Annotated in this window: 11 protein-coding genes; 4 read left to right on the top strand and 7 right to left on the bottom strand. The window is 45.6% G+C overall.

Going from position 1 to position 15,968, the window contains the following annotated elements; genetic code table 11:
- Positions 1–19 precede the first annotated feature (19 nt).
- The 6 genes from QUA62_RS22350 to QUA62_RS22325 all read right to left on the bottom strand — a co-directional run bounded on the left by QUA62_RS22350 (position 20) and on the right by QUA62_RS22325 (position 5,854).
- Positions 20–1,171, bottom strand: a complete 1,152-nt coding sequence (locus QUA62_RS22350; protein WP_333406780.1) for a glycosyltransferase family 4 protein — start codon at positions 1,169–1,171, stop codon at positions 20–22.
- Between the two features lie 281 nt (positions 1,172–1,452).
- A complete protein-coding gene (locus tag QUA62_RS22345) occupies positions 1,453–2,106 on the bottom strand; it encodes a hypothetical protein (RefSeq protein WP_333406779.1) in 654 nt (217 codons plus the stop codon).
- Between the two features lie 267 nt (positions 2,107–2,373).
- Complete coding sequence (locus QUA62_RS22340; protein WP_333406777.1) at positions 2,374–3,306, bottom strand: beta-1,6-N-acetylglucosaminyltransferase; 933 nt, start codon at positions 3,304–3,306, stop codon at positions 2,374–2,376.
- Positions 3,303–4,343: a hypothetical protein gene (locus QUA62_RS22335; RefSeq protein WP_333406775.1), complete on the bottom strand. Its 1,041-nt coding sequence runs from the start codon at positions 4,341–4,343 to the stop codon at positions 3,303–3,305. Before QUA62_RS22335 ends, QUA62_RS22340 begins: the two co-directional genes overlap by 4 nt.
- Positions 4,344–4,439: 96 nt before the next feature.
- On the bottom strand, positions 4,440–5,450 hold the full coding sequence (gene galE / locus QUA62_RS22330) for a UDP-glucose 4-epimerase GalE (protein ID WP_190659095.1): 1,011 nt from the start codon (positions 5,448–5,450) through the stop codon (positions 4,440–4,442).
- Positions 5,451–5,650: 200 nt separating this feature from the next.
- A complete protein-coding gene (locus QUA62_RS22325) occupies positions 5,651–5,854 on the bottom strand; it encodes a hypothetical protein (protein ID WP_190659093.1) in 204 nt (67 codons plus the stop codon).
- Positions 5,855–6,082: 228 nt separating this feature from the next.
- On the opposite strand from QUA62_RS22325, the gene gloB reads away from it, so the two are divergent.
- Positions 6,083–6,856, top strand: coding sequence for a hydroxyacylglutathione hydrolase (gene gloB, locus QUA62_RS22320; RefSeq protein WP_333406773.1), 774 nt, complete (start codon positions 6,083–6,085; stop codon positions 6,854–6,856).
- Positions 6,857–6,858: 2 nt separating this feature from the next.
- On the opposite strand, the gene QUA62_RS22315 is transcribed toward gloB, so the two are convergent.
- A complete protein-coding gene (locus tag QUA62_RS22315; protein ID WP_333406771.1) occupies positions 6,859–7,698 on the bottom strand; it encodes a glycosyltransferase in 840 nt (279 codons plus the stop codon).
- 619 nt (positions 7,699–8,317) lie between these two features.
- Here QUA62_RS22315 and QUA62_RS22310 point away from each other — a divergent pair.
- The 3 genes from QUA62_RS22310 (at position 8,318) to dnaB (ending at position 15,631) form a co-directional block, all read left to right on the top strand.
- Positions 8,318–13,417, top strand: a complete 5,100-nt coding sequence (locus QUA62_RS22310; RefSeq protein ID WP_333406769.1) for a PAS domain-containing protein — start codon at positions 8,318–8,320, stop codon at positions 13,415–13,417.
- Positions 13,418–13,686: 269 nt separating this feature from the next.
- On the top strand, positions 13,687–14,145 hold the full coding sequence (gene rplI, locus QUA62_RS22305; protein WP_333108796.1) for a 50S ribosomal protein L9: 459 nt from the start codon (positions 13,687–13,689) through the stop codon (positions 14,143–14,145).
- A gap of 160 nt (positions 14,146–14,305) precedes the next feature.
- A complete protein-coding gene (dnaB, locus tag QUA62_RS22300; protein ID WP_333063067.1) occupies positions 14,306–15,631 on the top strand; it encodes a replicative DNA helicase in 1,326 nt (441 codons plus the stop codon).
- Positions 15,632–15,968: the final 337 nt, after the last annotated feature.

Genomic DNA, 15,968 nt, shown 5'->3' with positions numbered 1-15,968 from the left:
AGCCGTTTTAAAATTACCTCTACATACCTGCAATTATATCTGAAAGTATCGGTGTCATTGCTTGAATACTATATTTTTGCACACATCTTTCCCGAGCTTTCATTCCTTGTAAATTCGCCGCTGTCAAATTTTGAAATATCCATTGAATTTTTTGTGAAATTTGAGCGGGAGAACTCGGATCGACTAAATAACCCGTTCCCCCTAAAATTGTTGGAATATCCCCCACTCGCGTAGACAAAACAGGCTTAGCCATTGCCATGCCATCTGTCAACTTGAGCGGAAACTGAGCCACGGCTGTGAGAGTTTCTCGCTGAGGAACAACGACAACATGAGCCGCCGCTACAACGGACGGCATCGTCTCGACTGGAAACCTTGGTAGTTTAACAATCCAACGCCCCCATTGTTTCACAAGTTTATCATCATAATCATCATAAGGACTTCCGCCGACGATCGCTAATTTTAAATCGGGCTCATTTAACTGTTCGAGGGCCATCAAAATATCCTCAACACCTTTGTGAGGTCGTGGCGCACCGGGAAACATCAGAATTCTATACCCGGACAAGCCGTAACGCTGTCTGCTCAATTCAGGATTGTATTTAGCAGGGTCGAACATTGCGGTATCCTTGCCATTAGGCAAATATACGCCACCAAAACGCTGTTTTAAAAACTCAGTATCAACGGTGACTGCATCGGCACGGTGGATTAGACTTTCCATCCACTTGACATAGAGGGGATGATCGGGTTCTCTCAATTGACCGTTTTGTTTGAAAATATCTCGATAAAGTTGTTTGAAAGATGGACTGTATTTCCATTCATCTCCACCGTACCAACTCAGTTCCCAGTCGTCTATATCTAAAATTATAAAGTGGCGACTCGCCAGTTTTTTTAGTAGCGATAAACCAAAGCTTGTAGGTTTAGGTTTGACTGCATAAATAATATCCCCATCTATTTTTTTCAAAAGTTTTTGAGTATCCCTCAAAAACCCCGGATATTTTTTACCCGGTATCGCACATACCGGGATGTCTCTGGGAGGAATAGCATACAATTCCTGGCCAAACTGAAATCCAACAACTTCTACATCACATTTAAGCTCGGTAAGGACTTGAGCTAAGAGAAAAGCACGAATTGCACCTCCTCCTGACAAATCGCTCACTACTAATGAAACTTTCACTGAGTATTTTTTTTAAAACATTTGTTTGATTTTCCTCCTTAACCGAGCTTTTGTCAAGGCGATGGGGACTTGCGCGCTCCAGACCAAAGAAACCGGGTTCTTAACAAGGGGAAAGGGCAGCAACGAAGTATTTTGGTAAAAAAAAACAGTGAGGCATCCAGGACTGTTACTCAAGCCAGCAATACTTATTCTCGGTAAATTTTCGGATATGTTGAGGCTAATTTTTTTTTATTGTTGGCTGAATTTTGTTGCTTTTGATGCAGTTGGCCAACAAACTTTAATTATTTTAAACGCCAGGGATTGTTAAGTTGATTTGGTAAAAATATTTTAGCCGTGCGATCGACTATTCTAGTAAAGAGTGATCGCGTCACGTTCTTCGCGTACTGAGGGCGGTAAGGATAAGTGCAGTGCATTACTTTAATCGGTTTGTCGATCGTATAAACATCTTTCCACTTATCCAAGTAGTTGTAAACCGGGGACAAAGTTGCCATTTTCGGTTTCACCGATTCAACAGCCGCCGCAAAAGCGCCTTGGTCTTTCAATAGTAGCACATTTTGATGCGCCACTACCATATCGAAATATTTCTTAAAGTTTGTGAACAATTCCTGAGTTTTACTGCTTTTCGTAAAAGCGATAAATCCGCCATTGTATTGAATGCTATTTTCATTTAGCGGCAACCCGACAGACTGCAAAGTTGACAGAATATTCTGCTTCACTCTTAATAAATTTGCCGCTTTAGCAATCGCAGGCTGCACATCTTCCGTCACCAACAAATCCACCCCATCAAGAAAATCAAAAACCTCATCTATTGGGGACAGCAAACAAATATCACAATCCATATAAATAGTTTTATCAAACAGAGATTCCCCGTACAAAGCCAGCTTAGCTAGCCGCGACGCTAAAACAGGATTTTCATTAGAGAGTGCAGGTTTCAATATGACATTTCCGAACACCCGAAGTAAAGGATATAAAATTAGAGGGACTCTATCTATTAAAATAATAATGGGTTCCCGGTGAAACTTCCTGACAGAAGCCAGAAAATGAACACAATCTTGGAAAGAGTAAAGACCGGTTAATATAGTGATAAATCCCTTGGTTTCTAATTTCACTTTTCTCTCTGGGTGGGATCAGCGACGCCCTATAATAATTAAATCCAAAATTAAGTATTATTTGTTTTAGTAGTTCCAGAGTATGACATTAACTCAATTAAAAATCACCGCATCTAGCTTGTCCATAATTTCAGCATCTTGTTGCATATCAAATTTGCGAGCAAAGTGGAACTTGCCATTAGTAATTGTGGCATAATCTTGAATTGTCAGGGTGCGGGGAGAACCAGCAACTGCTCCTCTATAATCAATGTAGCGCCGATCGTCATTCACCAAATTAAAAGTTTTGCTATTCACCAATATAGTTTGTACAAAAGACTCTTCAGGTACGACCGTTCCTTGATAGTAGGCAACAAACTCCGGGCGACTGTCAACAAAATTTTTGATATATTCAACGCACTTTCGAGAAAGAGTATACCACGCCCGACCCCCATAGCAAATAAATTCATTGTTAAATGGAGTTGAGCGGCACGGTATCCCTACCAGTGGTCCATAAGTCAGATAAAATTTCAGCCAAGTCATTTTTTTGACGATCGACAATTGCTGAAAATTTTTCAAAAAAAGGTAGCTCGATTTCCCTGGCATTCGCCAGTAAATACAATAATACCGCTTAAAACCCTTGTCTCGATCCCAAGGTATTTGGTCAGCAAAAATATCCCAATAGCTGATAAAACCATCGCAGTCTGTGCTCGCGAGAAAGTTTTCAGTTTCTGACAGGGGTTGAGTCGGATAGTCTTGACCAGTCAGATTGATTAGCCAGTCAAAATCAGAATTGTTTTCAAACAACCAGTTAACTGCATTTAAGTATGGTTGAACTTGACAAGAAAAATCACCTCGGATTAAATACTCCTGATTTTGCAATAAATGTATATCTGACAAATCTTGAAGCGGGGTCAATCCTAAATCGCATCGATTAAAGTTGTGATTAATCAGAATTAGAGCATCAGGACTCGCTCGCTTAATGGTACGAACCAGTCGATAAATTTGGTGAGGATTTTGATGCGTTTGGATAAAATAGCAAATTTTCATGGTGATTTGACAGATAAAAGTTGATTTAACTGGCTTTGTACGCGGTTCGCTTTCAGAATTAGATAGCGACGCATCAAAAATATTTGCTGCTGCGCCAGTGATGCCATACACCAGCGGTAATAGGCAGGAACAGCTACGTTTGTCAAAAAATTACGCCACTGGAAAGTAATTTGAGTATTACCCATTTCCTGAGCTCTGATCTTCCCATTGTTTACCATTTCTTGGCGAAAATTAAAATCATTTTTCAGACGAAAGAGAGCAGCAATGGCCTCCTCTGTCGAAGCTACTTCTATGTAGTCAAGTTCACTTTTGCGTTCATGGCGATAGGCTGATTCCCGCCCCAAAATGGCTGGAATTCCCGCGTGCCAAGCGTTAATCAATTTCGATGCTGGTTTCGAGTCAAAAGTGTTACTGCCCTCAAAACTCCGAACAGCGACGATTACATCAACTTCGCTGTAGTCATGCCAGCGATCGCATTTTACCACCTCCCACCGCAAACCCAAAGCGCTGAGTTGTTCCTCCCACTGTGGTTGTTGCAATTGAGCAGCTAGCGTGTCTAAAACGCCGAAAAAAGCAGCATTTTCAAAACGATCGCCCCGGTTGCGATGATCGCGCGGAATTAACTTGGATTGCAGCCAAAATCTCAGGGGATAACTCTGCCACAAAAATTGCGAGCGCTTTAATAATTCATCTTGATTATTTTGCACAACTTGTAACTGAGCATATGGGTGAGGTTCTCGATCTACTTTTATACAAACAATCAACAACTTTGAAGATGGTTTTAAGTTGTCCGACCAAAAATCTCGATGGGAAATTACAATTCCTTCCTTCGGCACAAAATTTATTAGTTTACATGACAACCCATCTGCTTTCAAATAAAGATAAGTTTGCAATGTCCAGTCATACTTTCCTCGGCCGTACCTGCTGTTCCAAGAACTCATCCAGTCGCCGTATTCCTCGGGGATTTGTGGCATATCTCCTACAGGCCACTGGCTTTTGGGAATATAAAAATAAATGGGTGGTAAACTTTCTTTCATTTCCCAATTCAATGAGCACCTAAATAATATTGTATTTTAACTCATTTCCTGTAAAGATAGAAGGCAGAATTAAAATTTTAATTCTGCCTTCTATCTTTATAGTTCTGCCTGCGAGTGGCGTTTTTGGTGCCACTGCCAAGCATGGGATATAATGTTCTTAATGTCGGGATATTCAGGAGACCAACCCAAGGTTTCGATCGCCTTTTTGCTGCTACCAACTAAAGCAGGAGGGTCGCCCGGACGCCGCTCACGCTCAACAGCCTTAATCTCTTTTCCCGTCACTTGGCGAGCCGTTTCTATCACCTCTTTCACCGAAAACCCGCCACCGTTGCCCAAATTAAAGAAATCAGATTTGCCACCATTTAGCAAATATTCTAATCCCAAAATGTGAGCGGATGCCAAATCGTTAACGTGAATGTAATCCCGGATGCAAGTACCGTCAGGAGTATCGTAATCCGTGCCAAAAATCGCGATCGAATCTCGTTTCCCCAAAGCAGCGAACAACACCAGCGGAATCAGGTGAGTTTCTGGATTGTGATCCTCTCCTAACAACCCGTTCGGATCGGCCCCAGCCGCGTTAAAATAGCGGAAACAAACAGACTTGAAATCGTACGCAGCGTCAAAATCCGACAAAATCCGTTCTACCATTAACTTAGTAGCACCGTAGGGATTGATCGGGTTTTGTGGGTGGTCTTCTGTGAGCGGGATTTTCTGCGGTACGCCGTAAGTCGCGCAAGTAGAAGAAAACACAAATTTCTTCACGTCAGCAGCGAGCATTGCTTCCAAAAGGGTAATAGTACCGATGACATTGTTGCGGTAATATTTAGCTGGGTCGGTAACAGATTCGCCCACGTAAGCGTATGCAGAAAAGTGCATTACCGCATCAATTTTGTGCGTAGCAAACAGGTTATCGAGAAGAGTGCGATCGCTCGTATCGCCAACTATAAACTCCACCTGCAAAGCCTGCTCTACTATATCTTGGTGACCGTAAGCTAAATTATCCAAAATCACCACACCGTAACCGGCATTTTTCAGCGCTAATACCGCGTGAGAGCCAATATATCCAGCTCCGCCCGTCACCAAAATAGTTGGTTTGTCTGCACTCATTTTCTTCTGCCTGTTTTTGTAGCTGGGATTGCCAAGAGCCTTGTTAACTTGAGACTGCCACATCAGACGCTTTCACACTAGGCGTGAGCCGGAGAATTCAAGCGAAATATATAGGCTTTGCTGTGCGGGACAGAACGATCGCACTCCTAAACAACGCTTTTTATACTCCAGATAGATGCTGACTGTGCAAGTCTTTCTGTTCAATCGATAAACTTGAGGCGACCAATTTGGATATAATCAAATATCCGATTGATTTGATGTCGATCCTCTTCTGAAATTTTATCATCTGATAGGATAGCCGAAGTCAAAACTAAGTGTTCCCGGCGAGTGATCTTACCAGACGCTACAATCCGATCGACTTTTTGAGAAATTGTTAAGTTCGATTTGTTGTGAGATGTTCGCATTTATTCTTCGATCGCTTGTATGCTAAAATAATTAAAGCCGATTGCACTTATTGACCCAAAACTGGTGCCTACCCGACCGTAAATCACTTGGCTCAACAGCATAAATAACGTATCAGAGTTTTACTTCCCCAGATAGATACGCGGACTTAATAAATCTGCAATCAGCCTTCGGATAGCGTTCAGAACTAATTTAATTATATAATATTTTTCCTAGAGAGGCACTTTTCTATGCAGGTTTATCGGCTTCCGGTACTGTCCGACAATTACATTTTCTTGCTGCACGACCCCGATAGCCACACAGCAGCCGTCGTCGATCCAGCGCGATCGCAGCCAGTAGTAGAGCAACTGCAAGCACTCGGAGCCGAATTAACCGCAATTTTCAATACCCACCACCACCGCGACCACATCGGCGGCAATCAGGAACTGATCGATCGCTTTCCCCAAATTAAAGTTTACGGTGGGGCAGAAGATAGAGGCAGAATTCCCGGACAGCAAGTGTTTTTACAAGCGGGCGATCGAGTTTCTTTCGCCAACAGAATCGCCGAAGTCTTCTTCGTACCCGGCCACACAAAAGCTCACATCGCCTACTATTTCCCCCCCAGCAACCCCAGCGAAATCGGCGAATTGTTCTGCGGCGACACCTTATTTGCGGGAGGCTGCGGCAGGCTCAAAGAAGGCACTCCCGCCCAAATGTTAGCCTCTCTAGGACAACTGCGAAATTTGCCCGACAATACCAGAGTTTGGTGCGCCCACGAATACACGCTGAACAACCTGCAATTTGCCTTGAGTGTGGATGGCGACAATCCCGATTTACAGCAGCGCTTCGCCGAAGTCAAGGAAGCGCGGAGTCGATCGCAACCTACAATACCATCATCGATCGGCCTCGAAAAAAGCACAAACCCATTTTTGCGCTGGGATTTTCCCAACATCCAATCCGCCGCCAACACCCGCGATCCAGTGCAAACCTTCGCTCGCTTGCGCGGCATGAAAGACCAATTTTGACCTTAAAGTTTTTGTTTCTTCAGATAACTCTTAAACTTGAGTATTGGTTCGCTCAACCATCGGTCAAGTCTTTTGTATTTTACCTGAAAGCTCGACAGCCCCTTAAACTTATTTGGAATTTTTTCCAGTTCGTCCTTAAACGGTGTTTGAGACAACATATCAAGCCATAATTGATTGGGGGCGGAGCTTTCCCACGGTTTCGGTCTTGACATAAAGTGCATCACTTTACTTGACATATCATCAGTCTTGTGGTTGTTCCATATTTGGTCTAATTGCTTCCACCTTCCCACTAAAACTGAATTTAATGCACCTTGATCGCGATCGCCCCAAACGTGAAACCTAGCGTTTTGGAGCAACTTTTCGGACAGTTGCTCTTCCTCCCAAAGCTTCATGTTGTAAACTAAAACACCACTATTGAAATAAGGGTTTCGATCTTGATAATTGTTGGGATTTCCCCAGACGTTGGCTGCGGCTGCTATCGGCAGAGTTTGAAAATCTAGGTTCCACAGCCCCTCTAAGCTACCCAGAACGATCGTATCGCTGTCGAGCCAAATCAGCCTTTCTGTTTCTTTGGTATATTTTCGCGGCTCCAATTTAACGTAAGGAAGTTTAGAAGCTGATACCGAAAGAAGTTGGTCGTAATTAGATTGCAATTCTTGCCATTCAATCTGGTATTTGCAGCAATTCTGTAACTGTTCCTTTTGCTGTGAATATATCCTGGTAGATACAACGCTAATTTTGACAGGCTCCTCCCCCGATTTGCTAACATTCAGATCTACAGACTTGAGAAGTGCTGCTAACCCCAGAATATAGGTGCGATCGGCGGCTGTGAATATGTGCATACGATTAAGTTTGTGGGATGAACGGCAAACGTGACACAAACGTTGGGACTGGAGGAAGCAGGCGACCCTGTATTGAGGTAAATGCGAGCGCCCGTTTACCGTTGAGACGAACAAAGTCTTGCCTAAATTTCCGGTTAGATTTACACAAAGAAACGGGGTTTCTAAGTAGGTAGGCGCAAATAAAGTTTACAATGTAACAGAATGTAAGGCGGGCATAACAAGAGTGATTGCTTCGTTTCATTCGCTCCCAGAGAGACCTTATGTATTTTCAAGCTTCATCCACTTATTTATCTGTGCACAAGTGCCATCTGTTCGCACCCGAAAACGAGCAACAGCCATTGGTAATATGCAGCCACGCGAAAAATAATGAGATGGACTAACCTGGCATTTGAAACAGCCAGAAAATTCCTCGTCGCCTGTGCTGAATCCCGCAAATGGTTCAGACGTGGGACTCTACGATAAAATAAATTGTCTAGAGATCGATATTACCGCACAACGATCGACATCCATCTTAGGTTTGAAGTGTCACCCTGCTCCAATCAAAAGTTCCTCTGGTTATTTCCCTATTATTGAGCGCGATTGGCTTTGCCCAAAGTAAAATAAGCGTTGTTAGAAACCGATGCAAAACCCCCGCAATACTGAACCCCAAGCAAAAATCGACCCCTCTGTTTCAACGGATTCTAACAAAGCGTTCTACCCAGCCGCGCCTTTGCCAACTGATGTAGGGATGGTTCTGCAATTGGCAGATGGTAGCATTCAGGGGTGCAATTCTCACGCCCAGGATCTGTTGGGGATGACAGCACAACAGATGCTCTTATGCACTTCAATCAACAGTCGGTGGCAGACTCTGCGTGAAGATGGCTCGGATTTTCCCGGCGACACACATCCGGCGATGGTGGCGCTGCAAACCGGGCAACCATGTTTAAATGTCATCATGGGCTTCGATCGGCCACAGGGAGAATTGATTTGGTTGACGCTCAATTCTCAACCTTTATTTCAGGGAGATCGATCGACTCCCTATGCGGTAGTAACAACCTTCACTCCTATCGCTCAACCTCAGCCCGAACCAGTCTGTAACGCGCCCGCGCAACAACTCTCAGACACCCTTGAAAGTATTTCGGACGGGTTCTTTGCTTTGGATCGAGACTGGCGATTTACCTACCTCAATTCGCAAGCGGCACGGTGGCTGAATCGACCCTCGAAAGATTTGATTGGCCGCAGGATTTGGGAAGAGTTTCCCGCATCAGTGGGCAGTTTGTTTGAGCAGGAATATCGCCACGCCGCCACATTCCAAGTTACAGTTAGTTTTGAATCTTTTTATCCACCGCTCAATGCTTGGTATGCGGTACGAGCCTATCCAATCCCATCGGGGCTTGCCGTTTATTTTCAAGATGTGACTCAGCAGAAGGCGGATCGGGCTGTTTTTATTCAACAAGCCCAAACAGCACACCAACAACTAGCAGAAATCGAGGCAATTTATGCTAGTGCGCCGATCGGACTTTGCTTTATAGATACCGAGTTGCGGTTTGTCCGCCTCAACGATCGGCTAGCAGAAATTAACGGAGTTCCAGCCGCCGCCCACATCGGCAAAACATTGCGCGAAATCTTGCCAGAAATGGCAGATGATTTAGAGCCGCTTTACCGACAAGTTATTGAAACTAAAATACCACTTCAACAGCTCGAAGTTCGCGGGACGAACTCAGCACAGCCAGGAGTCGAACAGGATTGGCTGTTGAGTCTCTATCCGCTGAAAGCCCAGGACGATCGCGTTTTGGGCGTGAATGTGACGGTGCATGAAATTACCGAACGCAAAGCTACCAAAAAAGAAATTCAACGGCTCAACCAAGAACTAGAGCGACGAATTAATGAACTGCAATCGATACTTGATGCTGTACCTGTCGGTATTACGATCGCCGACGACCCACAGTGTCAAGTAATTCGCGCTAACCGGTTTGCCCAGTCGATGTTGAAAGTGTCGCCCGATACCAATGTTTCTGGAACCGGAGAGCAAGCGGCAGTCCTTCCCTTTAGACGACTCCGCAACGGACAGGAAATTCCGGGAGAACAACTCCCCATGCAACTAGCCGTGGCTTCCGGCGTCGAAGTGCGAGATGTGGAAATTCAAATGGTGCGCGAGGACGGGGTGGCCTTTGATTGGTTGGTGAATGCGGTGCCGTTATTTGACGAACAAGGCGCAGTTCGCGGCTGTGTGGCGGCGTTTATGGATATTAGCGATCGCAAACAAGCTCTTGCTGCTTTGCGCCGTTCCGAGGAACGCTATCGCACTTTGTTTGAGTCCCTAGACGAAGGTTTTTGCGTCATCGAAATGCTGTTTGACGAAAACGAAAAGCCGATCGATTACCGCTTTTTGGAAGTCAATCCGGCCTTCTTGAAACAAACCGGACTAGAACAACCTGTGGGTCAAACGGTGCGACAGCTCGTTCCGGATATCCAAGATTATTGGTTTGAGATTTACGGCAAAGTCGCGCTGACGGGGGAACCCCTGCGCTTTGAGCACGGCTCGAAAGTCATGAACCGCTGGTTCGATGTTTTGGCGTTCCGCACTGCTGAGCCACAGAGCCGACAAGTCGCCATACTTTTCAAAGAAATCAGCGATCGCAAACAATCGGAGAATCGGTTGCGGCAGCAGGAAGAACAACTGCGGCTGTTCGTCAAACATTCGCCTGCGGGAGTGGCGATGTTTGACCGCCAGATGCGGTATATGCTGGTGAGCGACCGCTGGCTGTCAAGTTACGGGCTCGGTGATCCAAACATTGTGGGCCGATCGCACTACGACATCTTTCCCAATTTGCCCGATCGTTTTAAACAAGTCCACCAGCGCTGTCTGGCGGGAGAAGTCGAAATCTGCCAAGAAGATCAGTTTCCCCGCCCTGATGGCTTGATCGACTGGGTGCGCTGGGAAATTCATCCTTGGCGAACCAACACCAATGAGATTGGCGGCATCATGATTTTTTGCGAAATCATCACCGAGCGCAAAAACGCTGAACTTGCGCTGCAAGCGGCCAACCAACAAGTCAGCAATATTCTAGAAAGTATTACCGATGCCTTTATGGCGCTCGATTCACAATGGCGCTATACCTACGTTAATGCCACTGCTGAAAAACTGCTTTCTCGCTCTCGATCGGACTTGCTAGGTCGATCGATCTGGGAGGTATTCCCCGCCGAGCCAGAATCCAATTCGAGGACATATCAAGAATTCCATCGAGTCGTTAACGAGCAAGTTTCTGTCAAGTTTGAAGAGTATTCGCCCTCGCTCCAGATGTATATAGAAGTGAGCGCCTATCCTGCGGCCGAAGGACTTACGGCTTATTGGAGCGATATTAGCGATCGCAAACACACAGAAGAAGAACTGCGGCAAAAAAATGCGATTTTGAATGTGATTAACGAGTCAGCGCCCACGCCAATTTTTGTCAAAAATCGAGAAGGACAGATTATTTATGCAAATCCAGCCACGCTGGAAATAATGGGCAAACCTGCTTCTGAAGTAATTGGTGGTCGCGATATCGATTTATACCCAGTAGTAGAACTTGCAGCCAGAGTCACGGAAAACGATCGGCGCATTATGGAATCTGGACAAACAGAAGTCCTCGAAGAATCTCACGATGGCATTCGGACATTTCTGGTAATGAAAGCTCCCTACCGCAATCAGGCGGGAGAAGTCATCGGCTTGATTGGCATCTCCAGCGACATCACAAATCGCAAACGAGCAGAAGTCGCCCTGCAAGAACAAACTAAGTTACTGCAAGTAATTATTGACAGTATTGGTGATGGTTTGATTTTGGCAAACCAACAAGGGGAGTTGGTGTTGTTTAACCGAGCCGCCGTAGGCATATTCGGCCCGCTATCGAATGAAAAATCCTATGAGGAATGGTCGAGCACCTACGGACTATTTTTGCATGACAAAAAAACCCTTTTCCCCAACGCTGAACTACCTCTAGCCAGAGCAATCAAAGGTGAATATGTCAATGATGTAGAGGTATTTGTGCGCCGCGAAGATTCCGAAGGTCGCTGGATCAGTATCAGCGGTTATCCGGTAGTTGATACTAGCAGCGAAATCAAAGGCGGAGTGGTTGTCTGTCGGGATATCACAGAACGCAAACAAGCCGAAGCAGCGCTGCAAGAAAGCGAAGAACGATTCCGCAATATGGCTAACAACGCTCCTTTTATGGTATGGGTAACAGACTCCACAGGCTATTGCACTTTCCTGAGCGAAAGCTGGTATGAATTCACAGGTCAAACAGAGGAAACTGGTTTGGGATTCGGTTGGGTAAACGCGGCGCATCCAGAAGACCGAGAACAGGTCAAAAAAGCATTTTTGACAGCCAACGAACGCCAGGAACCTTACCGCGTAGAATTTCGCGTCGGGCGCAAGGATGGCGGATATTCTTGGGCGATCGATGCGGCTGCTCCCAGATTTTCCGAAAGCGGACAATTTGAGGGTTATATCGGCTCTGTTATCGACATTACAGAGCGCAAACAAGTGGAAACCGAGCGCGATATGGTTCTGCAATTAGAACAAACTGCTCGCGCGGAAGCCGAGCGAGCTAACCGCATTAAAGACGAGTTTCTGGCGGTGCTTTCTCACGAGTTGCGATCGCCCCTGAATCCGATTTTAGGCTGGTCGCAACTGCTCGTCGGTGGCAAGCTGAACGCGAGTCAAAGCGCCAAGGCCTTTGAGACGATCGAGCGCAACGCCAGACTACAATCTCAACTAATCGAAGACTTGCTTGACGTGTCTCGGATTCTGCAAGGGAAACTCAGATTGAATGTCGCTCCGGTGAATGTGGCAACCATTATCATGTCTGCTTTGGAAACCGTGCAATTAGCAGCCGAAGCCAAAAAAATTCAAATTCAAACAATTTTAAATCCCGATGTCGGGCAAATTCTCGGCGATACAAGTCGCTTGCAGCAAATTGTCTGGAATTTGCTGTCAAACGCGGTGAAATTCACGCCCGAAGGCGGTCGAGTTGAAGTTCGATTAATGCAAATCGAAGGCCAAGCTCAAATTCAAGTCATAGACACTGGTAAAGGCATTCTTCCCAATTTCTTGCCTTATGTTTTTGACCATTTCCGACAAGAAGATGGCGCTACAACTCGCAAATTTGGCGGCTTGGGATTGGGATTGGCGATCGTCCGCCAACTCACTGAACTTCACGGCGGAACGGTGTTTGCAGAAAGCGCCGGAGAAGGTCAAGGAGCGACGTTTACGGTGAGATTACCGCTTTTAAATGATGATTCTAGAAGGCAGGAGGAGGAAGAACGTCATGGGGCTGCTCCTCCCGAGCTCTCATCCTTGCCGCTAGCTGGATTGAGAATTTTGGTGGTAGATGATGAACCTGACTCGCGAGATTTTGTCGCTTTCGTGCTTGAGGAAGCGGGTGCAGAGGTGATTTCCCTGTCATCTGCTGCTGAGGTGCTAGAGTCGATCGAACAAACTGCGCCGGATTTGCTCGTCAGCGACATTGGAATGCCGCATATGGATGGGTATATGTTGATCGATCGCATCCGCACTCAGCTTGCGCCTGAGTATCGGCAGTTGTTGGCGATCGCCTTAACGGCCTATGCTGGAGAAGCGAACGAGCGCCAAGTTTTGCAAGCCGGATTTGACAAACACTTAGCCAAGCCGATCGAGCCGACTGAGTTAGTTGCTACTGTAGCGCGATCGATCGTCGCCAAGCGCCTTGAAAATAAAGCCTGAGTGCTCGGTAAGACATTGCACTGTAGTTGATTTGGCTCATTACAGCACCCCCGTTTTGCGTAATTTCAAACTGAATTTGCCCGTTAAAAATATTATCCCTGTTTCTTCCCTCGAACCTCGAATCTCGAACCTCGAATCTCAACATCCATCGGTTACATCCGTTATATCCGTTACATCCGTTAAATAATCCGTTGCCGAACTTCCTTGCGATCGCCCCTCAAACTTCGCTATTATAAAAAGTTGCAGTTAAAATCCCACAACCCACGATCATGGCCAAGCGCGTCCAATTAGTTTTAAATAAAGATGTCAGCAAACTCGGTAAAGCTGGCGACGTAGTAGAAGTAGCCCCGGGCTACGCCCGCAACTACCTAGTACCCCAAGGAATGGGATTTAAAGCCACTCCGGGCATTCTGAAGCAAGCAGAGCGCCGCCGTGAAGAAGAAAGACTGCGCCAGCTAGAGCTCAAGCAGCAAGCTGAAGTCCGCAAAACCGCCCTCCAATCGGCTGGGCCTTTCATCATCTCCAAGCAAGTTGGCGAAGCAGACGCGATTTTTGGTACTGTCACCAACCAAGAAGTAGCAGAACTGATTTTCAACTCTACCAGTCAAGAAGTCGATCGGCGCGGCATCACCCTACCCGAAATTCGCCAAACTGGTACATACAAAGCTGAAATCAAACTACACGCAGAAGTTACCGCCGAAGTTGATATTCAAGTTGTTCCGATGTAATTAAGAGTTATCAGTCATCAGTCATTAGTTGTTAGTCATTAGTCATTAGCTAACAACTAAGCACTGCTAACTTGCGAAGTGAGTAACGCCTTCCTTACAGATTGAGAACTGACGACTAATAACTGGCAACTAATAACTAATGACTGAGAAATATTGACTAATGAGCGATTTGATGCCGACAAATATAGAGGCAGAAGAAGCAATTTTGGGCGGGATTTTAATTGACCCCGAAGCTATTTCCCGAATTGCCGAACTGCTGCGACCGGAGTTTTTTGCCATCACCGCTCATCAAGTCATTTATCGATCGGCATTAGGGCTATTTTTACAGGGTCAACCTACCGATTTAATGACGGTAACAACTGCGCTAACCGATCGCAACCAGTTAGAGCAAGTAGGAGGACTAACTAAATTAGCACAATTAGTCGATCGCACAGTTTCTGCAGTCAACATCGACCAATATGCAGTTTTAGTTGAAGACAAATATCAGCGCCGCAAATTAATCGAAGCTGGCAACAACATAGTACAATTAGGTTACGAGACGGCAACACCACTAGAAACAGTCTTAGACCGCGCCGAACAAGAAATTTTCAGCATAACTCAAGAACGCCCGCAACAGGATTTAGTATCGATCGGTGAAACATTAAACCAAACATTTCAAGACCTAGAAAATCGCAATGAAGGCCTGACACTTCCCGGTATTCCCTGCGGCTTTTATGACTTAGATGCTATGACAGGAGGCTTTCAGCGATCGGATTTAATCATCGTTGCAGCTAGGCCGGCGATGGGCAAAACGGCCTTTTGTACCAATATCGCCCACCACATCGCCGCTGGACAGCAAAAATTGCCGGTTGCCGTTTTCAGCTTAGAAATGTCGAAAGAACAGCTAGTGCAGCGCATCCTGTCCAGCGAAGCCAAAATAGAAAGCAACCGATTGCGATCGGGTAGAATCAGTCAAAACGAATGGGAACCAATTAGTACAGCCATTGGCAATTTATCAGAACTGCCACTATTTATTGACGATACTCCCAATATTACCGTCACAGAAATACGATCGAAAGTCCGCCGCCTCCAAGCAGAACAAGGCGGAACTCTAGGATTAGTCTTGCTAGATTACCTGCAATTAATGGAAGGTACCAGCGACAACCGCGTGCAAGAACTATCTCGAATTACCAGAAGTCTTAAAGGTTTAGCCCGCGAACTCAACGTGCCGATTATTGCCTTATCTCAGTTGAGTCGGGGTGTGGAAGCGAGGACAAACAAGCGACCGATGATGTCTGATTTGAGAGAAAGTGGATCGATCGAGCAAGACGCGGATTTAGTAATTATGCTCTACCGCGATGAATACTATAACCCTGATTCGCCCGATCGCGGAATTGCAGAAGTAATTATTACCAAACACAGAAACGGCCCCACAGGCATCATCAAACTATTATTTGACGCCCAATATACCTGCTTTCGCAATCTGGCATCTCCGAAGCGATCGTAAATCCACCAGGGCTTATAGCAATCCTCGCATCATTTGTGAATTTCTTACTCCCTCCCCTTGATAAGGGGAGGGTTGGGGTGGGGTCAAAAGTTTACGACTCCTGCAAGGAATTGCTATATATTATGTCAGTTGAATTGGCAGTTATAATATCAAATCCGTTAGCATCGGAATAGTAAATTCGAGTTCACTATTGACGGTTGACGGTTGACGGTTGACTGTTCACGGCGTCAACAGTCAACCGTCAACATCATTCCGGTGTAATACCAATTTCATAAAGTAGTGCTACAATTAGTATGTATCGTTTTTGTGACCCAGCACCAAAATATAAGGAAGAAAA

The sequence above is a fragment of the Microcoleus sp. MON1_C1 genome (assembly GCF_036701945.1).
GTDB lineage: Bacteria > Cyanobacteriota > Cyanobacteriia > Cyanobacteriales > Microcoleaceae > Microcoleus.
Note: the sequence above shows the minus strand (reverse complement) of the source record. Positions and strands in the feature narration are given on the sequence as shown.

Bases quoted from the DNA above. Each gene is read 5' to 3' on its own strand.
- QUA62_RS22340 (WP_333406777.1), bottom strand. From the start codon at position 3,306: ATGAAAATTTGCTATTTTATCCAAACGCATCAAAATCCTCACCAAATT.
- galE (WP_190659095.1), bottom strand. From the start codon at position 5,450: ATGAGTGCAGACAAACCAACTATTTTGGTGACGGGCGGAGCTGGATAT.
- QUA62_RS22335 (WP_333406775.1), bottom strand. From the start codon at position 4,343: ATGAAAGAAAGTTTACCACCCATTTATTTTTATATTCCCAAAAGCCAG.
- gloB (WP_333406773.1), top strand. From the start codon at position 6,083: ATGCAGGTTTATCGGCTTCCGGTACTGTCCGACAATTACATTTTCTTG.
- dnaB (WP_333063067.1), top strand. From the start codon at position 14,306: ATGAGCGATTTGATGCCGACAAATATAGAGGCAGAAGAAGCAATTTTG.
- rplI (WP_333108796.1), top strand. From the start codon at position 13,687: ATGGCCAAGCGCGTCCAATTAGTTTTAAATAAAGATGTCAGCAAACTC.
- QUA62_RS22310 (WP_333406769.1), top strand. From the start codon at position 8,318: ATGCAAAACCCCCGCAATACTGAACCCCAAGCAAAAATCGACCCCTCT.
- QUA62_RS22315 (WP_333406771.1), bottom strand. From the start codon at position 7,698: ATGCACATATTCACAGCCGCCGATCGCACCTATATTCTGGGGTTAGCA.
- QUA62_RS22325 (WP_190659093.1), bottom strand. From the start codon at position 5,854: ATGCGAACATCTCACAACAAATCGAACTTAACAATTTCTCAAAAAGTC.